Source organism: Flavobacterium niveum (genome assembly GCF_055231775.1).
Map to the genome: position 1 here is coordinate 344,031 of NZ_JBUYSX010000002.1, position 21,877 is coordinate 365,907.

The window sequence follows — 21,877 nt, forward strand, 5'->3', positions numbered from 1 at the left end:
TAAGCAACTCAGAAACTAAGAAGAAATGAAATACAACCACAGAGAAATTGAGGCCCGCTGGCAGAAATTCTGGGCAGAAGACGGTACCTTCCGTGCCGAAAACACATCAGATAAACCTAAGTACTACGTACTGGACATGTTCCCTTACCCAAGCGGTGCGGGGCTGCACGTAGGCCACCCGCTGGGCTACATAGCCAGCGACATCTATGCCCGATACAAACGCCACCAGGGCTTTAATGTGCTGCACCCGCAGGGGTACGACAGTTTCGGCCTTCCGGCAGAACAGTACGCCATACAAACCGGGCAGCACCCTGCGGTAACTACCGAAACCAACATTAACCGCTACCGTGAGCAGCTGGACAAAATAGGCTTCTCTTTCGACTGGGACAGGGAAGTGCGTACCAGCAACCCCGAGTACTACAAGTGGACGCAGTGGATTTTTATACAGCTGTTTAACTCGTGGTATAATAAAGATACCGACAAGGCCGAAGACGTAGCTACGCTTATCGCGAAGTTTGAGGCCAACGGAAACGCAGGCGTTAATGCCGTAAGCGATGATAATATTGCTGCCTTTACCGCCGAAGACTGGAACAGTTGGGCCAAAGAAGAAAAAGAACGCATACTGCTGAAATACCGCCTTACATTCCTCGCTGAAACGGAGGTAAACTGGTGCCCTGCCCTGGGCACGGTACTTGCCAACGACGAAATTGTAAACGGCGTAAGCGAGCGCGGTGGCCACCCGGTTATCCGTAAGAAGATGACCCAGTGGAGCATGCGTATTTCGGCTTATGCCGAAAGGTTGCTACAGGGGCTTGACACAATCGACTGGACAGAATCGCTTAAGGAAAGCCAGCGCAACTGGATAGGCAAGTCGGTTGGGGCCAGTGTGAAGTTCCGTATTATGGACCAGGAAGAAATAGACGCTGACGGCAACGACCTTAGCGAGTTTATATCTGACCTTACTTCGCCGCTTGAAAATGCCGAATATATAGAGGTGTTTACCACCCGCCCTGATACTATTTTTGGGGTTACCTTCATGACCCTTGCACCGGAGCATGACCTGGTAGCCAAAATAACCACCCCTGCACAAAAAGCTGCCGTGGATGCCTACGTGGAAGCTACTGCAAAACGCAGCGAGCGCGACCGTATGGCCGATGTAAAAACCATTTCGGGTGTGTTTACAGGGGCTTATGCCGAGCATCCGTTTACCAAGGAGCCGGTACAGATATGGATAGGCGACTACGTGCTTGCCGGCTATGGTACAGGCGCCGTTATGGCGGTACCTGCGGGCGACCAGCGCGATTATGATTTTGCCAAACATTTTGGCATTGAAATACCTAATATTTTTGAAGGCGCCAATCTTTCGGAGGAGGCTTATGCGAGCAAAGACAACGTAAAGCTGATCAACTCTGATTTCCTGAACGGGCTTAACTATAAGGAAGCTACCAAGGAGGCCATTGCTGCCCTTGAGGAAATGGAACAGGGTAAAGGCAAGACCAATTACCGCCTGCGCGATGCTGTTTTCAGCCGCCAGAGGTATTGGGGTGAGCCGTTCCCGGTGTATTATGTAAACGGCCTGCCGCAAATTATACCTACCGAGCACCTGCCGTTACGCCTGCCGGATGTGGAGAAATATTTGCCAACCGAAGACGGGCAGCCGCCACTGGGCAACGCTACCGAATGGGCCTGGGACACTACCACCAACACCGTAGTAAGCACCGATAAGATAGACGACGTAACCGTATTTGCGCTGGAGCTGAACACCATGCCGGGTTGGGCCGGAAGCTCATGGTACTGGCTGCGCTATATGGATCCGTTTAATGACGATGAATTTGTATCAGACAAAGCAGAGGAATACTGGCAGAACGTTGACCTTTATATAGGCGGTAGCGAGCACGCTACAGGCCACCTGCTGTACAGCCGTTTCTGGAACAAGTTCCTTAAAGACCGTGGTTTCATTAACCAGGAAGAGCCTTTTAAAAAGCTGATTAACCAGGGGATGATTCTTGGTATGAGTGCTATTGTATACCGTATTTCAGGCACAAACACTTATGTGTCAAAAGGACTAAAAGGCGAGCATCAGGTAGAAGAACTTCGCATTGACGTAAATATGGTTAATTCTTCAGACGAAATAAATCCTGAAGAGCTTAAAGCATGGCAGCCATCGTTTAATGATGCTGAATTTATCCTTGAAAATGGGAAATATGTTGTAGGCCGCGAAGTTGAAAAAATGTCAAAACGTTGGTACAACGTTGTGAATCCCGACGATATTTGCGACCAATACGGTGCCGATACGCTTCGACTGTACGAAATGTTCCTTGGGCCATTAGAACAAGCCAAGCCGTGGAATACTGCCGGTATTACGGGGGTAAGCGGTTTCCTAAAAAAACTATGGAAACTGTACTTTGACGATAACGGCCTTATAGTAACGGCCAATCCGCCAAGCAAGGACGCGTACAAGACACTGCACAAAACCATTAAAAAGGTTCAGGAAGATATAGAGAACTTCTCATTTAACACCTCGGTGAGTTCGTTTATGATTGCCGTTAATGAGCTGCTTGCCATGAACTGCCACGAACGCCTGATATTGGAACCACTTGCAATACTGATTTCGCCATACGCGCCACACATTGCAGAGGAGCTTTGGCACCAGTTGGGCCACAAAACGAGCATTAGCACCGTGCCGTTCCCTAAGTTCAACCCTGAATATTTGGTAGAAAGCAGCAAGGAATACCCGGTGTCGTTTAACGGCAAAACCCGCTTTAAGCTGGAATTCCCGATGGATATGCCGGTAGCCGACATTGAAGCCGCCGTACTTGCCGATGCCCGTACCACAGAGTACCTGAACGGCAACACGCCGAAGAAGATTATCGTAGTCCCGGGACGTATTATAAACGTGGTGGGGTAAACTAGCTGCGAAGCTTTTACGTGCCGTCACTGCGAGGCACGAAGCAGTCTCATCACTTTGTTTTATGAGATTACTTCGTCTGTTCGGCTATGCCTCGGGTGCCGCGGTCGTACCTCCCTCGCAATGACAGCACGTGAAGAAAGCAATGTAAAAGCAATGTGTTATTCAGGTTCCTGATTTACGTGTGGATTTATCACAACGTTTTTCAGGTCTGTATTGCGAGCAAAGCGAAGCAATCTGGTGAACTTGCTTTGCAAATAATAACCATAGTCAGTAACTGAAAACTGCGACTGCGACTGTAGACTAAAACAAAAATGACGCCTATAAAGCGTCATTTTTTCGTTTTGTGCGTGTTTTATAATTTATTCCCTGCTCTTCGTTTGGGATGAGCCGTTCAGTATTGCGTTCAGGCTGTTCAGCCCTATGTTGAGGTACGACGCAATCATGTGCGGCGGCACGCGGTGCATCAGTGCCGGGTGTTTCTGTATCATGTCGGCATAGCGCTGCTCGTCGCCCATTACCATGCTGTCGGCTATTTCCTTTTGGGTTACACTAATATTATTGGTAATCAGCTGTGACATCATTTCGTTAAACGATGGCACAGTAATACGCAGGTTTTCGAAGTCGCTGTTTTCTATCAGCAGCATGTAAGTATCTTCCAGTGCCAGTGCGCTAAAGGGCATAGTGCTGCCCGTAAGCAGGCTGCTGCGATCGCCCAGCCAGTAATTTTCACAGCAAAAACCCACAGTTTTCTCAAAGCCGTTATCGTGCAGCGTATGCTTTTGCACCAGCCCTTTGCATACAAAACCGTTGTACGGCCAGTGGCTGCCTTCGCTAAAAACAACGCTTCCGGCGGGTACGCTGCATACGGTAACCACGCGTTCCACGGCAGTAATTTCTGCATTGGTAAACGGGGCTTTGCTTAGCATATAGGCCTTAAACAGGTCAAACATAAAGGGCTCGTTTTCTTAGTATTAAATTAAAAAAAATGTGGCAATTTATTACTGCGATTTCTTAAAATATTCTTAAATATATTTTTTCAGGGTTTCCTCGTCCAGTTCCAGGAACGAAGCTATGGTATACAGCGGTGCGCGTTGTGCCACCGTAGGGTATTTGGTTTTAAAGGCCGCTATTTTTTCCTCGTCGGTAAGCAGTTGCTGCTGCACCTGTTTCACCCTTGCATGGATGTTACGCTGAATCAGGTTATCCATAAACTCGCTGAAGGGTGCAAGCGATACACACAGGTGCTCAAAAGCATCGCGTTGTATCAGGATAAATTCAGTAGGTACCAGTGCTTCTACGTAGAGTGTGGCAGGATTCCCGGTAAGGGAACTTTCACGGTCGCCCGTCCAGTGGTTTTCCGGGGCAAACAGCACGGTCTTTTCATGCCCAAATGCATCAATGCGGTACTCACGGGCCAGGCCGCTGCTTACAAAAGCGTTGTGTTCCCACAGGTCGCCCGGTATTACCAGTTTTTCGCCTGCGGCAAGGTTGCGGTACAGGCATACTTTTTCTACCACTTCCAGTTCGGCAGGGGTAAAGGCAGCTTTGGTACAAAGATAACTGCTCAGGTTGCTGAATGCCATGTTGTTTATAGCGATGGGATATTCTGCTAAAGTACAAATATTGGACATTGGGTGTATACGGTTTTCCCGCAAAAATTTTAACATTGTTAAACTTCTGTCAAATCATGGCTTCAAAAATAAGCATTGATAAATTTTGTCGTACCTTTATTGTACAATTTTTAACAAACAAACATCATGTCATTACTTAAAGATAAAGTAGCAGTGGTATCGGGTGCCGGTTCGGGCATAGGACGTGCCATTGCCGAAACCTACGCTAAAGAAGGCGCTAAAGTAGTTGTAACCGATATTAACGAAGCACACGGCGAAGAAACCGTAGCCGCGATTAAAGCTGCGGGTGGTGAAGCATTTTTTGTAAAGTCGGATTCCGGTAAGGCAGAAGACAACAAAAAGCTGGTAGAAGCCATTGTAGAAAAATACGGCAGGCTGGATGTGGCCTGTAACAATGCCGGTATTGGCGGGCCTGCTGCGCTAACGGGCGAGTATCCGCTGGACGGTTGGGATAAGGTAGTAGCCGTAAACCTTAGCGGCGTGTTCTATGCCTGCCATTACCAGCTGGAACAAATGGTGAAAAATGGCGGCGGCAGCATTGTAAACATTGCCAGTATACACGGCACGGTGGCAGCGCCTATGAGTGTTGCATATACTGCTACCAAGCACGGTGTGGTGGGCCTTACCAAAAACATTGCGGTGGAGTACGGCCAGAAAGGTGTACGCTGTAACGCAGTAGGCCCCGGTTATATAGCCACGCCGTTGCTGGATGCCAACCTTACCGATGAAATGAAAGCGGGAATTTCAGCCAAGGCCAGTATGAATCGCTTAGGCACCCCCCAGGAAATAGCCGACCTTGTGGCGTTCCTGAGTTCTGATAAGTCATCTTTTACTACCGGAAGTTATTTTATAGCCGACGGAGGATATACAGCTGTTTAAGTTAGTGGTTTTGTACAAAAAGAGGAGGCCCATGTTACCACACACGGAGCCTCCTTTTGTTTAAAATAGCACTACTTATTTTAAATTGTAAAACGGGGCGCAGTCATTTCTCCCGGACGCCTGAGCCCGCTAATAGTTTTTACCTAAACTACTTACTGTTGTAAACATACTAAATAATTTCTGAATATTCAACGTTTTTGTTAAAAAAGACGATTTACTAAAATTATTTTTTTCACAATGCCAATATTTTTTTGTTAAATTTCGTCAATAGGTCATCGTTTGTAAGTTTTGCCTTAAGCTTTTGTTAATTAGTATGCTTGCGCTATTAAATAAAATGGCTAAAAATTTCGTAGTCAGTAAAAAAATATCTTTATTTGGCGTGGGAAATGTTATTTTAAATGGAGATTAAAGATTTGCTTATTGCTAAAAGCGAGGAAGCACGCGATACCTTTTTGCCTCATGTTTCTATTGATTGTGTGGTATTTGGGTTTCACGGTGGTTCCTTGAAAGTACTGCTCGCCCGTATGAAAGGCCAGCAATACTGGATGCTGCCGGGTGGTTACCTGGGTAAAGAAGAAGAGCTGGAAGATGCTGCTACACGTATCCTGCACGAACGCACCGGCGTACCCGATGTATACCTGCAACAATTCCGTATTTTTAGCGGCTTACAACGCTCGGAGGCTTTCTTTGAAGGTTATCCGGATGATTTATGGCATAAGCAACGTTTTTTAACCGTCGGCTTCTATGCCCTTGTAGATTACAGCGTTGTGCAGCCCGTTACAGACGAGTATTCTGATGCCTGCGAATGGAAGGACCTGGATGATTTGCCTGAGCTAATCATGGACCACAAAGATATTGTGCGCGAAGCCCTGGTGAAAATACGCCGTGGGCTAAACTTCAGGCCGGTGGGGTATAACCTGCTGCCGGAACAATTTACCATGCCGGAGCTGCAACGCCTGTATGAAGCCATACTGGGCAAGCAGCTGAACCGTGGCAACTTCTACCGCAAGATGATGGCCTACGACATCCTTGATAAAATGCCTGAACCACGCAGGGGAGGTGCACATAAGTCGCCTAACCTGTATAAGTTTAACCTGGAGCGCTACACTGCCGCTTTAGAGGACGGGCTTAAAGAAGGGTGGTAGGAGCCCCTCCCCAACCCTCCCGCCACGGCGGGGAGGGAGGAACTTCACTCAAGTTATAGTTATTCATATAAACAGAAAGGGCGCTTAGTATTAAGCGCCCTTTCTGTTTATATGTTTGTTTGTTATTACCTCCAGTAATGTTCCAGTGCCTGAGGGAACAATGCCATGGCAAGGTTCAGCACTATGGCAAGTACCGCCACAGCTACGTAAGCAGCAGGTATTTTTGCCGCCGGGGTGGCTTCGGTAGTTGGCTCCTCGTCTTTAGTGTACATGGCTATGATTACCTTAAAGTAGTAGCCTGCACTGATGATAGAGCTTATCACGGCAAATATTATCAGGGTAAGGGTAGGCATAAAGCTGGTATCCCTAAAGTGGCCTTTTTCCAGGACCTGGGTAAACAGGAACATTTTCGCCATAAAGCCTGCAAATACCGGGATACCTGCCATAGAAAGCAGTGAGCCTGTAAGTATAGCCGAAAGCAACGGTTGCTTTTTGCCAAAGCCGTTAAAGCTGCTTATCTCCTCGTTGCCTTTTACCTTAACCACTGCTATGATTACCGCAAATGCAGCAATACCGGCAAGGCCGTACGCAGCAGCGTAGTAGAACAGGTTAAACTCAGCTTCGCTTTGCGTTTTGTACTGTATGGCAAGCAGCATGTAACCTGCGTGCGCTATACCCGAATAGGCCAGCATACGCTTTACATTCGTTTGTTTTAGCGCGATGAGGTTACCTATTATCATAGACAGTACCGCAACTACGTTTATGGTAGTTATGTAGCCCGCAAGTTTAGGGCTTAGTGATACAACCAGCTTAAAGAATGCGCCCATGGCAGCAATTTTGGCCAATGTACTCATGGTAGCGGTAGTAAGCGCAGGTGAACCTTCGTATACGTCAGGCGCCCAAAAGTGGAACGGTACGGCAGCCACCTTAAACATAAGGCCTATGAATATCATCATACAACCCAGGGCAAACCACGAGTTAAGTGTTTCGCGGTTTAGCGTTGCAATGTAGCTAAGGTCAAACGACGCAGTAGCACCATAAATAAGCGCTATACCAAAAAGGATGAAGCCCGATGCAAACGAACCCATAAGGAAGTATTTCATACCGGCCTCGTTGCTCTTTATGTTCTTCGGCTCGCTGGCAGCAAGCACATACAGTGCTATAGAAAGTATTTCTATGCCCAGGAAGAACATAGAAAGGTTATTGAAGTTTACCAATGCTATGGCACCGGTAAGCAGGAATATTTTTATCGATACAAAATCAGATATCTTAGGCTTGTGCTCGCTGTGGAAATTTGGCGTAAGCGTAATAAGGAATGCCGCCAGCACTATAAACAGCGCCGTAAAAAACAGGCCGTACTTAGTGGTAATGAACATATTGTTCAGCGCGGCCTCGTCTAACTGAAGCCCCGGTAGTAGTGTTTCTGCCTGGCCTGTAATTTTTAATGCTACATAAACAAGTGTGGCAAGGAGCCCTATAACCGTTACCGGCACTATGGCTTTCCTCAGGTTAAAAATTTCAGCTACAAGGCAAAAAATACCTAATCCTGCAATAGCTATTAAGATCTCCATTATAAATTATATCGGTTTATGTAAACTAAAACTTTCTCAATTTCCGGCAGTATAAAATCGGTAACCGGTTTCGGGTGAAGACCGAAGAATATAAGCACGGCGATGATGATTGTAAAGGTAAGGCCTTCGCTAAAGGTAACATCGGCAAACGGTTTGGCATTGGTTTCGCCAAGCATTACCTGCTGGAACATCCTCAGCATATAGAAAGCGCCCAGTATTATGGTAGTACCACCCACTACGGCAAGCGCTATGTGCGTTTGCGCAAGGCTGTACAGCAACTCAAATTCACCCACAAAGCTGAAGGTACCCGGCAGGGCTACAGAAGCCATAACCAGTATCATAAACATAGAGGTAAACTTAGGTGCCTGCGGGCGTATGCCACCCATTTCGGCTATTTCCTGCGTGCCGTAACGGCGCTCTATCACTTCGGCGGCAAAGAACAGGCCTACCACGCTAAAGCCGTGTGCCAGCATCTGTATAAATGCACCGCGTATACCGTCAAGCGTCAGCGTGTACGCACCCGCAGCGATAAGGCCAACGTGCGCAAGCGATGAATAGGCAAGCAGTTTCTTTATGTTGGTTTGTTTCAGTGCCAGTATAGAGCCGTAGATAACCCCTGCAAGGCACAGGCCAACTACGATGAATTTGTTTTGCTCGGCAGCAAACGGCGTTAAAGGCAATTGCCAACGCACAATGCTGAACAGCGCCATCTTTAGCATGATGCCCGAAAGCAGCATGGTACCCACAGCCGGGGCCTTTTGGTACGTATTGGCCTGCCATGTGTGGAACGGTATAATTGGGGTCTTAATAGCATAAGCAAGGAAGAATGCCCAGTAAATCCACTGCTGCTCCTTAGCCGAAAGGTTAAGCGCATACAGGTGCAGGTTAAGGAACGAATGCGATTTCTGGTACAGGTACACAAAAGCAAACAGCATAAACAGCGAGCCTGCGAATGTGTATATGAAGAATTTGATAATCGCTTTTTTGCGTTCTTCGGCATCGCCGCCGCCCCATGTAAGTGCTATGAAGTAAATAGGGATAAGCGATACTTCCCAGAAGATGTAGTATACGATACCGTCTGCCGCAAGGAATGAACCCACCATGGCAGCAGCCATAAGCAGTATCAGAGCATAGAAGGTGCGCGTACGCGGAAACAGGTTACCGAATGACGAATACACTATTATAGGTGTAAGCGCTGTGGTAAGCGCCGTCATGGTAAGGCTGAGCCCATCGGCCTGAAGCGAGAATACAATATGCGGTTTCCTGGACCAAAGGAAATTTACGTGTACCATTTCGCCCTGGGTGAATAGATAGATTATAAAAAGCGTCACTGCAAAGGCAGCCACACCGGAAATTAATGCCATTTTAGAGGCAAACTTGTCGCCAACAAACCAGGTAAGCAATGCACCTGCAAGTAAAATAATAAGTATTAATGCTACGTTCATCAGTGTAAATTATTTTGCCAGAAACAGGAATATATAGCCAAGTATAGAGCACACGCCCAATACAAATACAAGCAGGTAAAAGCCTACGCTGCCGTTTTGCAGTGTTTTGCCTTCGCTGCCCAGTATACCGGCAAGCTTGCCCAGGCCAAACACCAATCCCGAGATGGCCACTTCGGTAACATTTTTAAAGAAGCTGCCTATAGCGTATATCGGTTTCACGATTATAGCCATATACAGTTCGTCTACATACAGTTTGTTGTACAGCACTTTGCTAAGCCCTGCAAATTCTTCATCGGCAGGCGGAACTTCGCCTTTGGTTTTGTACTTATAGTGTGCATAAAATATACCTATTAAAGCACCTGCTACTGCAATGCCCATAAGGATATACTCTTCATTACCAAGTTCGTGGTGAGCCGCGGGATGCGACATGATAGGTGCAAGGTAGTGGTTCAGCCAGCTGTTGCCCGGTACACTTATAGCCCCGCCAAATATTGCGAAAAGAGCAAGTATTACCAGTGGTATGGTAATAAGGGCCGGTGATTCGTGCAGGTGGTGTTTTTGTTCTTCTGTACCGCGGAAATCTTTATAGAAAGTAAGGTTTACCAAACGGAACATATAGAACGCTGTCATTATAGAGGCTATTGAACCAATGGCCCACAGCACAGGGTTGTGATGGAATGCTGATATTAGTATTTCATCTTTAGAGAAGAAACCAGATAATCCGGGAACACCGGCAATTGCAAGTGATGAAGCAATAAAGGTGAAACCTGTAATTTTCATTACCTTACCTAATCCGCCCATTTTACGCATATCCTGTTCGCCGTGCAGGGCGTGTATCACCGAACCCGAACCAAGGAACAAACATGCCTTAAAGAATGCATGTGTTATTACGTGGAATACTGCTACTTCATAAGCGCCGCAGCCCAGTGCCAGGAACATAAGGCCCAGCTGCGATACGGTAGAGTACGCCAGTACCTTTTTAATATCGGTTTGTACAAGACCTATGGCAGCAGCCACAAGAGATGTAATCGCTCCTACTACAGCTATAATTTCAAGCACATCCGGGGTAAGGTTAAACAGGAAGTTCAGCCTTGTAATCATAAATATACCGGCGGTAACCATGGTAGCCGCGTGTATCAGTGCCGATACCGGGGTAGGGCCGGCCATCGCATCGGGTAGCCAGGTGTATAGGGGCAGCTGTGCACTTTTACCACATGCACCTATAAACAGGCACAGGGTAGCCAGTGTAAGCCAAGCAGTATCGTATTTCCAGCCGTTAGAAAGTTCGGTTTTTATTACGTCGTATTCTGTAGTGTGGAACAGGTACCCTAAGATAAAGATACCGATAAGGAAACCAAGGTCACCTATACGGTTCATGATGAAAGCCTTTTTGGCCGCATCGTTATAATCCTGGTTTTTGTGCCAAAAGCCGATAAGCAGGTACGAGCAAAGCCCTACGCCTTCCCAGCCGATGAACATTATTAGAAGGTTGCTGCCCATAACCAGCGTAATCATGAAGAATACAAACAGGTTTAGGTAGGCGAAGAATTTGTGTACGTTTTCATCATCATGCATGTAGCTGATAGAGTACAGGTGGATAAGCGTACCGATACCGGTAACGAACATAAGCCACAGCAGCGAAAGCTGGTCCAGCTGGAAGCTGAAGTCTACGGTAAAGTTAGCCAGCGTAAGCCAGGGGGCTACGTTGATTTTTACAGCTTGCCCGTCGCCCAGTACCTGTAAAAAGAAGGTAAGTGTAACGCCGAAAGCTACAGCTATGGCACCCGTGGCAATCCAGCCCGGGGCGCTATGGCCGAGTTTCTTCCCGAAGAAAATGTTGATGAGGAACCCTGCAAAGGGTATTATTAAGAGTAGTAAGGCCAAATTATTATCCATCGGGCGTTATCCTTTTAGGTTCTTGAGGTTATCAATGTCAATGTTTTTCAGGTTGCGGTATATGGCTACCAGTATGGCAAGCCCCACGGCAACTTCGGCAGCAGCTACCGCCATGGAAAAGAATACGAACACCTGTCCGCTGGCATCCTGGTGGAAGGTAGAAAACGCTACAAGCAGCAGGTTTACCGCATTCAGCATAATTTCGATAGACATGAACATGATGATGGCATTTCTCCTGAAAAGCACCCCGAATGCCCCGATGCAGAAAAGCACCGCAGAAAGCAGCAGGTAATTTTCAATGCCTATTTGCTGTAATATATTTTCCATTCTTAGCTGTTGATGTGTTCTTTTTTACTTAGCAATACTGCACCTATCATAGATACAAGTAGCAGTACAGAGGCAAACTCAAACGGTACCATGTACTCGTTCAGCAATACCTGTCCCAGCACCTTAATGCTCTGGAAGTCCTTGCCCGATGCTTCGTAACCGTTTATTACCGGCTGCGATTTTATAAAGGTAGCCAACAATACAAGGCCCAGCAGGCCTGCTGCACCGGCAGCCGCCACGCGCGATAGTATGGGTTTATGCTGTTCGTCTTCTTTGTTAAGGTTCATGAGCATGATGGTAAACAGCATCAGGATCATGATAGCGCCAGAGTATACTATAATGTGTACTATACCAAGGAAATCGGCATTAAACATGAAGTAATGCCCCGCTATAGAAAAGAAACAAAGTACTAAGTAGATGGCACTATGGATAGGGTTTTTGCTAAGGATGGTAAGCAGCGCCGTAGCAATGGTAATGGCCGATAGTATGTAAAATAACGTTATCATCTTAGCTTGCTGTCTGTGTTTGAGTGTTCCTAATGGCCGCATCAAGTGGCATTACCAGCTTGTCTTTGCCAAAGATAAAGTCTTCCCTTTCGGTAAGCGACGGTACCCATTCGCGGCTTTTTGTAAGGTAAATGGCCTGTTTAGGGCATGCTTCCTCACACAATCCGCAGAAAATACAACGCAGCATGTTTATCTCGTATATCTCGGCATATTTTTCCTCGCGGTACAGGTGCTTTTCGGCAGGTGTACGCTCGGCAGCTTTCATGGTTATGGCCTCGGCAGGGCAGCTCAGTGCACAAAGCCCGCAGGCAGTACAGCGTTCGCGCCCTTCGTCGTCGCGCATCAGCGTATGGCGGCCGCGGTATACCGGGCTCAGCTCGCGCTTTTCGTCAGGGTATTTAATAGTAACCTTACGGGTAAAAAGGTGGCTAAGGGTAATCTTAAGCCCCTTGGCAATCGCTACAAGGTAAAGCCCCTCCCAGAAGTTCATCTTCTTGTTTGAAACCTCTTTCTTGCGTCCCGATAATGATAGCGTTTCTATTGACATCTCTATTTATCTTTATTAGCCCCGTGGGGCAAACTTTATCTTATTTAATTACAGCTTTCCGTCGGCAAACAGTATGACTATGGCTGTGATAACAATGTTTACAATAGCCAGCGGTATAAGCATCTGCCAGCCCAGCCTCATCAGCTGGTCATAACGGAAGCGCGGTATCGTCCAGCGTACCCACATATAGAAGAATATGAAGAAGCATATTTTTCCGAACAGTACAAACACACCGATGATGTTAGCCCAGTTTTCGCCAAGAGCAGCGGCAGCCTCATCCATAAACGGATAGTTATACGCACCGAAGTACAGTATAGAAAGGATGGCTGAACTGATGAACATTGAAGCATATTCTGCAAACAGGTAGAAGCCCATTTTCATAGACGAATACTCTGTATGGTACCCACCGATTAGCTCGGCCTCACATTCGGCAAGGTCAAACGGTGTACGGTTGGTCTCCGCAAACGAACATACCAGGAAGATAAGGAAACCTACCGGCTGGTAGAATGCATTCCATTTAAAACCGTGCTGGCCTTCGGCAATGTGGCGTATGCTCAGTGAGCCGTCCATCATTACAAGGGCTATAAGCGCAAGGCCCATGGCTACTTCGTACGATATCATTTGAGATGATGCACGCATGGCGCCCATCAGCGAAAATTTGTTGTTAGATGCCCATCCGCCTATCATGATGCCGTATACACCTACCGACAGCACACCGAATACGTACAGCATGGCAATATCGATGTCGGTAGCCTGCAGCTGCACTTCGCGGCCCATAATGGTAAGGCTTTTGCCCCACGGAATTACGGCGCTGGTCATAAGCGCGGTACTCATAGAAATGGCAGGGCCTACTATGAAAAGGAATTTGTTTGGCGTATTCGGGAAGAATTCCTCCTTGGCAAACAGCTTAAGGCCGTCGGCAAGGGGCTGTAGTATACCGCCTTTACCGGCACGGTTAGGGCCTATACGGTCCTGGAACCAGGCGGCTATTTTGCGCTCGGCTAATGTTTCGTACATGGCAAAAAGCATGGTTATGGCGAAAATCACCACAATAAATACGCTTTTTTCTATAATGATAGCACTATCCATTTCTTTTGTTTAAAGTTTCAGGTTTAAAGTTAAGCCTGTTCGTTTTGTATTTGGAAGCCTAATAATTTCCTTTTTTTAATACTGCTGCTTCTTCGGGTTTCAGTGGCACTTCGGTCATACTTATCTTGTGGCGGTCTTTGTCGCGGCCCAATAGTATGTGTTTCTCAGTACCTATTTTTACCGGCTCTACCTTGCGGGTATAGTTGTTCTGGTTGATAACCGAATCTTTCTCAAACTTGCGAGGGCCTTCAATTGTCCAGTCCTCCACATTTTTATGGTCGAAACGGCATTCGTTACAAATAAACTCCTCTACCTCATGGTACTCGTCCTTACGGGCTGTAACCCTTTGTATTTCGTTACCGAACATCCAAAGCGTGGTTTTACCGCAGCACTTGTCGCAGTCGCGGTGCGCGTTGTATGGCTTGTTAAACCATACCCTTTGCTTAAAGCGGAAGGTTTTATCGGTAAGGGCTCCCACAGGGCACACGTCTATCATGTTACCCGAGAACTCGTTGTTTACCGCCTTGCTTATGTAGGTAGAAATCTGCGCATGGTCGCCACGGTTCAGTACGCCGTGTACGCGTCCGTCTGTAAGCTGGTCTGCCGTCATTACACAACGGTAGCACAGTATGCAGCGGTTCATGTGCAGCTGTATGTTCGGGCCTATGTTTTCAGGCTCAAAGGTACGTTTGTCTTCAATAAAGCGCGTTTTGGCAGCACCGTGCTTAAAGCTAAGGTTTTGCAGGTCGCACTCACCGGCCTGGTCGCACACAGGGCAATCCAGCGGGTGGTTTATAAGCAGGAATTCGGTAACGCTCTTACGCGCATCCAGCACCCTTTCAGACGTGATGCTTTTTACCTCCATACCGTCCATACAACCGGTAACGCAAGATGCTACCAGCTTTGGCATAGGGCGTGGGTCGGCTTCGCTACCCTTGCTTACCTCTACAAGGCAGCAACGGCATTTACCACCGCTACCTTTTAGTTTAGAATAATAGCACATGGCGGGCGGAACGCTTTCGCCGCCTATTTTGCGCGCAGCCTGCAGGATGGTGGTCCCCGGTTCTACGTCTATTTCCTGGCCGTCTACTGTTACTTTCATTGTAAAACTCCTTATCGCTTCACGATTTTTTTGGTGATGCTGTTATTATTATTGTCAGTAAGCTGCACAAGGTAAAGCCCCGATGCAAAATTACTGATGTTTACCATATTGTTTTGTGGTTTTCCTTCAAAAACCTTATTGCCGTTAACGCCGTACACTGCTACATTTTTAATGTTTGCTTCGGCATCTATGTTTATATAATCTGTGGCCGGGTTAGGGTACAGGTTAATAGCGTTTTTAGTAAGCTGCTGTGTGGCAGCAGTAGTATCGTGCAGTATGTACACTTTGTCTTCGGTATTAAAGGCATAATAACCGTTGCCGCACGTAATAATGCTTTTGGCCTCGCCTGTAGCTTCTTCTACCGCAAAGGTGTCTTCTTCAAGGTAGGTTTCGGCATTAAACCTTTGGAACAATATATACGTATCAGTATCTGTAGCATAACATGCATAGTCGTTAGCACCGTCATACACTACAGGGCCGCTGGCACCGCTGAATGAACCGCTTATAAAAGGTATGCTGTATGATGCATCTACCACGGTACCGTCTGTAAAATAGGCTTTGTTGTTGCCGTAATCAAAATCAAGGTAAAACCACGAGCTTGGCGTACTGCCTGTAGACGAGCTAAGTGTAAGCCCGCTACTGTTCATGGTCATATAGTTAAAATAAAACCCTGTGGTTTCGTTATTATAACCTAAAAGCGTGGCTTCGTTTTTAAACTCTATCTGGTTGCTTATTTCGCCATTCGTCCAGGTTACCACGTTAGGGCGGGCTACGCCGTCATCATAAATGGCTACGCCTGCAAAATGTGGCGAAACAGAAGTGTATCTCCTGGAAACCGCTATACTGTTTGGCTGTCCCGGTACGGCTTCTAAATCGGCAGCATAAAACTGGCCAAGGAAAGAATCATTGCCCAGCGGGAACTGAAGCCCTGCCGTTTGTGCAGCCACATCAAACCTGCGCACCGTAGCCGAACCCGAAAATCCGGTATAGATGTACTGGCCGTTGTCTGTTATGGCAAGTTCTGTAGGCTCGCTTCCCATAAACACCGTACTTTCCAGTATATGCGTTTGCGGGTTAATAATACCTATGCTGTTACCGTTGCTGCCATTGCTGCTGGGAACTGAGGCATAAATACGATTTGTACCGGCATCATATACCAGGTCATTCGTCTTTACATCTACAATGCTAACTTCCCACTGCTGCGCAAAGGCGGGCAGGAAAGCAAAAGCGGCTATAACGGTTACTATCTTTTTCATTATATGGTTGTTGGTTGTTTTGCAACTAAATGCCTTACCTTCTCAAAAGGTTCGTGTACAAAGTGGTCTTTGTCTTTAATCTTTTCAGGGAAACGCACGTGGAATTCAAACTCTTCCCTGAAGTGGCGTATGGCAGCGGCTACCGGCCATGCAGCAGCGTCACCCAGTGGGCAAATGGTATTACCCTCTATCTTACGCTGTATGTCCCAAAGCAGGTCGATATCCTCCTCGCGGCCGTGGCCTGTTTCTATACGGTGCAGTACTTTTTCCATCCAGCCCGTACCTTCACGGCATGGCGAACACTGCCCGCAGCTTTCGTGGTGGTAAAAACGGCTGAAGTTCCAGGTGTTACGTACTACACAGGTTGTGTCGTTATATACAATGAACCCGCCCGATCCCAGCATCGACCCACTTGCAAAACCACCTTCAGATAACGACTCGTAGCTCATAAGCCTGTCGCCGCCTTCGGCATTTTTAAAGATAAGGTGTGCAGGAAGGATAGGCACTGACGAACCTCCTGGTATAAGCGCTTTAAGCGGACGGTCGTCCATCATACCGCCAAGGTATTCGTCAGAGTTCATGAATTCGTCTACGCTAAGGCCAAGCTCAATTTCGTAAACGCCAGGGTTTTTACAATGCCCCGAAGCTGAAATAAGTTTGGTGCCTGTAGAACGTCCGATACCGATTTTGGCATATTCTGCCCCGGTATTGTTTACAATCCACGGCACTACGGCTATAGATTCTACGTTGTTTACCACGGTAGGGTTTTGCCACAAACCGCTAATCGCCGGGAATGGCGGCTTAATACGCGGGTTACCACGCTTGCCTTCCAGCGACTCGATAAGGGCGGTTTCCTCACCGCAAATGTAAGCACCACCGCCACAGTGAACGGCAAGGTCAAGATCCCAACCGGTACCTAATATGTTTTTACCCAGCCAACCTGCGGCATAGGCTTCTTTAATAGCAGTTTCAAGGATGCGGAATACCCACATGTATTCGCCACGGATGTAGATGTAACTTTGGTTACAGCCCAGCGCGTAGCTTGAAGTAATCATTCCCTCGATAAGCAGGTGAGGGATGTACTCCATAAGGTAACGGTCTTTAAACGTACCTGGTTCAGACTCGTCGGCATTGCACACCAGGTGGCGTGGTTTGCCCGATTTCTTGTCTATAAAGCTCCATTTCATTCCGGTAGGGAAACCGGCACCACCACGGCCGCGAAGGCCACTGGTTTTTACCTCTTCCACCACCTCGTCAGGCGTCATGCTCTTAAGCGCTTTTTCTACCGAGCGGTATCCACCTTGCTGGCGGTACACCTCATAGGTTTTTATACCCGGTACGTTAGCGTGCTCTAATAATATCTTTTGTCCCATTGTTATTGCGAAATGGAAAGTTTATGTAAATCTATTTTGCCCGCGCGGCAGTCTTCAATCAGCTGGTCCATTTTTGCAGGGTCAAGCTTCTCGTAGAAGTAGTCACCCAGCTGAAGCATCGGCGCATAGCCACAGGCACCCAGGCACTCTACACCCACAACGGTAAACATACCGTCCGATGTAGTTTCGCCTACATTAATGCCCAACTTCTGGCAGGTATAATCCATAAGGTTTTCGGCACCGCGGATCATGCAGCACGATGTGCGGCAAAACTCAAACATGTACTTACCTATGGGTTTTTGGTTAAACATGGTATAGAATGTAACCACCTCATACACCTCTATAGGTTGTATGCCAAGGATTTCGGCTACTTTGTCCTGAAGCGGTACGCTAAGCCAGTTGTCGTGCTTGTCCTGTACTTCGTGCAGTACAGGCAGCAGCGCGCTTTTCCTTTTCTCGGCAGGGTAGTGGCTGCAAAGCTCCTCTATCCTGGCCGAAAGCTCGGGCGTAATGTTTATTTCCTGATGTATGTGACTAACTTCCATACTCCTTTTTTCTATTTTAAATTTTGAATTATAAATTTTAAATGACTCTAAAATTCTTAACCCAAAACGTTCTTTCTTCTTCTTTTAAATTCTGAATTACAAATTCTGAATGTACTCCACCCAAAAATTTAAAATTCAAAATTCATCATTTATAATAAATCAAATTAAGCATCAAGTTCTCCTGCAATAACATTCAGGCTTGAAAGCGTTGCAATAGCATCCGAAAGCATTTGCCCTTGTACCATATCGTTAAACGCCTGGTAGTAGATAAAGCACGGCCTGCGGAAGTGCAGCCTGTATGCCGTACGGCTACCGTCGGTTATAAGGTAAAAGCCCAGCTCACCATTACCGCCTTCTACCGCGTGGTATACTTCGGTTTTCGGTACCGGTACTTCGCCCATTACAATTTTAAAGTGGTAAATAAGTGCCTCCATGTTGTGGTATACTTCCTCTTTTGGCGGAAGGTAATAATCAGGCACATTGGCGTGGTAAATCTTTTCCGGTATCGCCTTTATCTTTTCTATAGCCTGGCGGATAATCTTAAGGCTCTCCCACACTTCGGCGTTTCGCACGCAGAAACGGTCGTAGGTATCACCTGATTTGCCAACAGGTACATCAAAATCAAATTCTTCGTAAGAGCTGTACGGTTTCATAACGCGTACATCGTAGTCAATGCCTGCAGCCCTAAGGTTAGGGCCTGTAAAGCCGTAGCTCATGGCTTTTTCGGCAGAGATAGGGCCTACGTCTATGGTGCGGTCCATAAAAATACGGTTGCGCACCAGCAGGTTTTCAAACTCCTGCCATACCGCAGGGAAATCGGCAAGGAAATCGTCTATCTTTTTAAAGGCGGCATCGCTCCAGTCCCTTTCAAAACCGCCTATGCGGCCCATGTTTGTAGTAAGGCGGGCACCGCATATTTCTTCGTATATTTCGTATATCTTTTCCCTGTACTGGAATACGTAAAGGAAACCGGTAAGTGCGCCGGTATCTACACCCAGTACCGAGTTACATATAATATGGTCGGCTATACGGGCCAGTTCCATAATTACCACACGCATGTACTGTACCCTTTTCGGCACCTCTATATCCAGCACTTTTTCCAGGGTCATCCACCAGCCCATGTTGTTGATGGGGCTTGAACAATAGTTCATCCTGTCGGTAAGCGGGGTTATCTGGTAAAACGGCCTGTTTTCGGCTATTTTTTCAAAAGCGCGGTGTATGTAGCCTACGGTAGCCTCGCCGTCTACAATGCGCTCGCCATCCATAAGCAGTATGTTCTGGAAAATGCCGTGCGTGGCGGGGTGGGTAGGACCCAGGTTCAGTACAGAAAGCTCGCTGCCGTCGTCGTTATGCTTTTTTGCCTCAATGATTTTGGCGTAGCGGTCTTCCGGAGATAATAACAGGTCTGACATGTTTATATAAACTTATTGCCGGTTAGTAATTTAATGCGTTATCAGTGCTGCGGCCGAAGAAACGGTCGTCCTTATCGGTACGGCCTGCGTCTTCCATCGGGAATTCCTTCCGCATCGGGAACACCTGCATTTCATCCATATTAAGGATGCGTTTCAGCTGCGGGTGGCCTTTAAACACTATGCCGTAAAAATCGTATGTTTCGCGCTCCTGCCAGTTGGCCCCAAGGAAAAGGTTCGTTACCGAATCTATTTCAGGGTTGTCGCCGTTCAGGTAGCATTTTATACGTACACGTACATTATCAAGCCAGTTGTGCATGTGGTATACCACGGCAAACTGCCTTTCTTTTTCGTTATCGGGGTAGTGCACGCCGCATACATCGGTAAGGAAGTTAAAACGGAGTGTGGCATCTTCCTTAAGGAAACGCACCACATCGTTGCTGGCCTCCGGGGCTACCTCAAACGAAAAAATGTCTTTTATCTGGGCAAAACCGAAAACTTTGTCGCCAAAGGTACCGGTTAGTTTATCTTCTATTACAGTGGTTTCTAAAGCCATTTATGATATGTTATAAGAAGCCATTAATTCTTTATACTCAGGCGAGTTACGGCGGCGCAGTGATTCGTCTTTTACAATTTCCTGCAGTTTCATTATGCCGTCCAGTATCTGCTCAGGCCTTGGCGGGCAGCCCGGTACATATACGTCTACCGGAATTACCTTGTCTATACCCTGAAGTACAGAATAGGTGTCAAATACACCACCCGATGATGCGCATGCGCCTACGGCTATAACCCAGCGCGGTTCGCTCATCTGCTCGTATACCTGGCGCAGGATAGGGGCCATTTTTTTGGCAATGGTACCCATAACCAGCAGCATATCGGCCTGGCGTGGCGAAAAGCTCATACGTTCTGACCCGAAACGGGCCACGTCATACGTAGAGGCCATGGTAGCCATAAATTCTATACCGCAGCAAGAGGTGGCAAAAGGCAGTGGCCAAAGCGAATTGGCACGGGCAAGCCCTACTACGTCTGCAAGCTTGGTGGCAAAAAAACCTTCGCCCTGTAATCCTTCAGGGGCTTCGGCTGTTTTTATGTTTGATGAATCGCTCATACTAATTTTAATTTTTGATTACCGGGTATATGCCTCAAAAGCCGTGCCCGGTATTACTCCCACTCCAGGCCTTTTTTCTTGATAACATAGAAAAAGCCCACTACCAGAAGGAACATGAAAATGCCCATTTTGGCAAGGCCGGCTACACCCATTTCGCGGAAGTTTACCGCCCACGGGTACATGAAAATTACTTCTACGTCAAAAAGTACAAAGAGGATGGCTACAAGGAAGTATTTTACAGAAAACGGTATACGGGCGTTACCCACAGATTCTATACCGCACTCAAAATTCTTGTCTTTGCTGGCAGAGTGCCTTTTCGGCCCCAGCATGTTAGATATGGCAATAGTACCTGCTACAAAGCCGATGGCAAGCCCCATCTGCATTAAAATCGGGATTAGTTGTCCCTGGCCTGTTTCCATAATATTGTGTATATATAGTAAATCAATTCACAAATATACATGTCATTACCCTACTTATTCAATGTTTTTCTAACAGATGAAAGGGTAGGGGCTTAATTTTTATTGGTTCTAAATAATTATTGCGCGGCTATGAAACAATGGTTTTTGACAACTTGCCAATTACGGGTTTTGGCTGTTAACATATTCTTAAAAAAAATGCAAAAACACTACCGATAAATGCGGGGTATTAATAAAAAAGCCACCCATAATGGGCGGCTTTGTCGCTTTAAGGAAAATAATAATTGTTATATTATTATAGCGCTGTTACGTTAGCGGCTACTTTACCTTTTTTGCCATCTTGTTCCACGTAGCTTACTTTGTCGCCTTCGTTAAGGTTACTTGTTTTAAGACCTGTAACGTGTACAAAGATATCTTTGCCCGTTTCGTCATCTGTAATAAAGCCAAAACCTTTTGACTCAATAAAGAATTTTACTTTGCCTGTTCGCATTGTTGCAATAAAAAAATATTAATAATGCGTAAAGGTAAATCTATTTATGTAACATCCAAACATTTATGTTAAAAAAATTGGAAACAACTAAAAAATAAATTCGTTTTTTTATAATGTTTCAAAAAAAGTTACAGTTTGGGTTTTGTTTTGAAGCAATGAAAACCCGCATGTATGTTGGGTTTTTCAATCGTTTTCGTTTACAGAGCTGTAGTAATGATTTAACAAAAAATG

21 protein-coding genes are annotated in these 21,877 nt (G+C 46.6%); 3 read left to right on the forward strand and 18 right to left on the reverse strand.

Annotated elements, in window-relative coordinates; all coding sequences use genetic code 11:
• Nucleotides 1–25: 25 nt before the first annotated feature.
• Nucleotides 26–2,908, forward strand: a complete 2,883-nt coding sequence (gene leuS / locus ACZIX4_RS06950; RefSeq protein WP_463334894.1) for a leucine--tRNA ligase — start codon at nucleotides 26–28, stop codon at nucleotides 2,906–2,908.
• 362 nt (nucleotides 2,909–3,270) lie between these two features.
• Here the strand turns inward: leuS and ACZIX4_RS06955 are convergent, their stop codons facing one another.
• Together ACZIX4_RS06955 and ACZIX4_RS06960 are read right to left on the reverse strand one after the other, a co-directional pair.
• Nucleotides 3,271–3,861, reverse strand: a complete 591-nt coding sequence (locus ACZIX4_RS06955; protein ID WP_463334895.1) for a Crp/Fnr family transcriptional regulator — start codon at nucleotides 3,859–3,861, stop codon at nucleotides 3,271–3,273.
• 72 nt (nucleotides 3,862–3,933) lie between these two features.
• Nucleotides 3,934–4,542, reverse strand: a complete 609-nt coding sequence (locus tag ACZIX4_RS06960; protein WP_463334896.1) for a Crp/Fnr family transcriptional regulator — start codon at nucleotides 4,540–4,542, stop codon at nucleotides 3,934–3,936.
• A gap of 126 nt (nucleotides 4,543–4,668) precedes the next feature.
• On the opposite strand from ACZIX4_RS06960, the gene ACZIX4_RS06965 reads away from it, so the two are divergent.
• A complete protein-coding gene (locus tag ACZIX4_RS06965) occupies nucleotides 4,669–5,421 on the forward strand; it encodes an SDR family NAD(P)-dependent oxidoreductase (RefSeq protein ID WP_463334897.1) in 753 nt (250 codons plus the stop codon).
• A 398-nt stretch (nucleotides 5,422–5,819) separates the two neighbouring features.
• Nucleotides 5,820–6,566: an NUDIX hydrolase gene (locus ACZIX4_RS06970; protein ID WP_463334898.1), complete on the forward strand. Its 747-nt coding sequence runs from the start codon at nucleotides 5,820–5,822 to the stop codon at nucleotides 6,564–6,566.
• Nucleotides 6,567–6,691: 125 nt separating this feature from the next.
• Here ACZIX4_RS06970 and ACZIX4_RS06975 read toward each other — a convergent pair whose 3' ends face one another.
• The 16 genes from ACZIX4_RS06975 to ACZIX4_RS07050 form a co-directional block, all read right to left on the reverse strand.
• Nucleotides 6,692–8,137, reverse strand: a complete 1,446-nt coding sequence (locus tag ACZIX4_RS06975) for an NADH-quinone oxidoreductase subunit N (protein WP_463334899.1) — start codon at nucleotides 8,135–8,137, stop codon at nucleotides 6,692–6,694.
• Nucleotides 8,137–9,582 carry a complex I subunit 4 family protein gene (locus ACZIX4_RS06980; RefSeq protein WP_463334900.1) on the reverse strand — a complete coding sequence of 482 codons (1,446 nt, stop codon included), beginning with the start codon at nucleotides 9,580–9,582 and terminating at the stop codon, nucleotides 8,137–8,139. Before ACZIX4_RS06980 ends, ACZIX4_RS06975 begins: the two co-directional genes overlap by 1 nt.
• 9 nt (nucleotides 9,583–9,591) lie before the next feature.
• Nucleotides 9,592–11,478, reverse strand: coding sequence for an NADH-quinone oxidoreductase subunit L (gene nuoL, locus ACZIX4_RS06985; protein ID WP_463334901.1), 1,887 nt, complete (start codon nucleotides 11,476–11,478; stop codon nucleotides 9,592–9,594).
• Between the two features lie 6 nt (nucleotides 11,479–11,484).
• A complete protein-coding gene (gene nuoK, locus ACZIX4_RS06990) occupies nucleotides 11,485–11,805 on the reverse strand; it encodes an NADH-quinone oxidoreductase subunit NuoK (protein ID WP_463334902.1) in 321 nt (106 codons plus the stop codon).
• A 2-nt stretch (nucleotides 11,806–11,807) separates the two neighbouring features.
• Nucleotides 11,808–12,311: an NADH-quinone oxidoreductase subunit J family protein gene (locus ACZIX4_RS06995; RefSeq protein ID WP_463334903.1), complete on the reverse strand. Its 504-nt coding sequence runs from the start codon at nucleotides 12,309–12,311 to the stop codon at nucleotides 11,808–11,810.
• A gap of 1 nt (nucleotide 12,312) precedes the next feature.
• On the reverse strand, nucleotides 12,313–12,858 hold the full coding sequence (locus ACZIX4_RS07000) for a NuoI/complex I 23 kDa subunit family protein (RefSeq protein WP_463334904.1): 546 nt from the start codon (nucleotides 12,856–12,858) through the stop codon (nucleotides 12,313–12,315).
• Between the two features lie 48 nt (nucleotides 12,859–12,906).
• Nucleotides 12,907–13,947: an NADH-quinone oxidoreductase subunit NuoH gene (gene nuoH, locus ACZIX4_RS07005; protein WP_463334905.1), complete on the reverse strand. Its 1,041-nt coding sequence runs from the start codon at nucleotides 13,945–13,947 to the stop codon at nucleotides 12,907–12,909.
• 58 nt (nucleotides 13,948–14,005) lie between these two features.
• The gene (locus tag ACZIX4_RS07010; RefSeq protein ID WP_463334906.1) at nucleotides 14,006–15,049 is read right to left on the reverse strand and encodes an NADH-quinone oxidoreductase subunit G; all 1,044 of its coding nucleotides are present in this window, start codon (nucleotides 15,047–15,049) and stop codon (nucleotides 14,006–14,008) included.
• Between the two features lie 11 nt (nucleotides 15,050–15,060).
• Nucleotides 15,061–16,305 (reverse strand): T9SS type A sorting domain-containing protein, encoded by a 1,245-nt coding sequence (locus tag ACZIX4_RS07015; RefSeq protein ID WP_463334907.1) that lies wholly within the window; start codon nucleotides 16,303–16,305, stop codon nucleotides 15,061–15,063.
• Nucleotides 16,305–17,678 carry an NADH-quinone oxidoreductase subunit NuoF gene (gene nuoF, locus ACZIX4_RS07020; protein WP_463334908.1) on the reverse strand — a complete coding sequence of 458 codons (1,374 nt, stop codon included), beginning with the start codon at nucleotides 17,676–17,678 and terminating at the stop codon, nucleotides 16,305–16,307. Before nuoF ends, ACZIX4_RS07015 begins: the two co-directional genes overlap by 1 nt.
• Nucleotides 17,679–17,680: 2 nt before the next feature.
• A complete protein-coding gene (locus ACZIX4_RS07025) occupies nucleotides 17,681–18,223 on the reverse strand; it encodes an NADH-quinone oxidoreductase subunit NuoE family protein (protein WP_463334909.1) in 543 nt (180 codons plus the stop codon).
• A gap of 164 nt (nucleotides 18,224–18,387) precedes the next feature.
• Nucleotides 18,388–19,635, reverse strand: coding sequence for an NADH-quinone oxidoreductase subunit D (locus tag ACZIX4_RS07030; protein WP_463334910.1), 1,248 nt, complete (start codon nucleotides 19,633–19,635; stop codon nucleotides 18,388–18,390).
• A gap of 22 nt (nucleotides 19,636–19,657) precedes the next feature.
• The gene (locus tag ACZIX4_RS07035) at nucleotides 19,658–20,188 is read right to left on the reverse strand and encodes an NADH-quinone oxidoreductase subunit C (RefSeq protein ID WP_463334911.1); all 531 of its coding nucleotides are present in this window, start codon (nucleotides 20,186–20,188) and stop codon (nucleotides 19,658–19,660) included.
• Nucleotides 20,189–20,740: an NADH-quinone oxidoreductase subunit B gene (locus ACZIX4_RS07040; RefSeq protein WP_463334912.1), complete on the reverse strand. Its 552-nt coding sequence runs from the start codon at nucleotides 20,738–20,740 to the stop codon at nucleotides 20,189–20,191.
• 53 nt (nucleotides 20,741–20,793) lie between these two features.
• Nucleotides 20,794–21,159, reverse strand: a complete 366-nt coding sequence (locus tag ACZIX4_RS07045) for an NADH-quinone oxidoreductase subunit A (protein WP_463334913.1) — start codon at nucleotides 21,157–21,159, stop codon at nucleotides 20,794–20,796.
• A gap of 292 nt (nucleotides 21,160–21,451) precedes the next feature.
• Entirely contained in the window at nucleotides 21,452–21,646 is a 195-nt protein-coding gene (locus ACZIX4_RS07050) for a cold-shock protein (RefSeq protein WP_411408100.1), read from the reverse strand.
• Nucleotides 21,647–21,877: the final 231 nt, after the last annotated feature.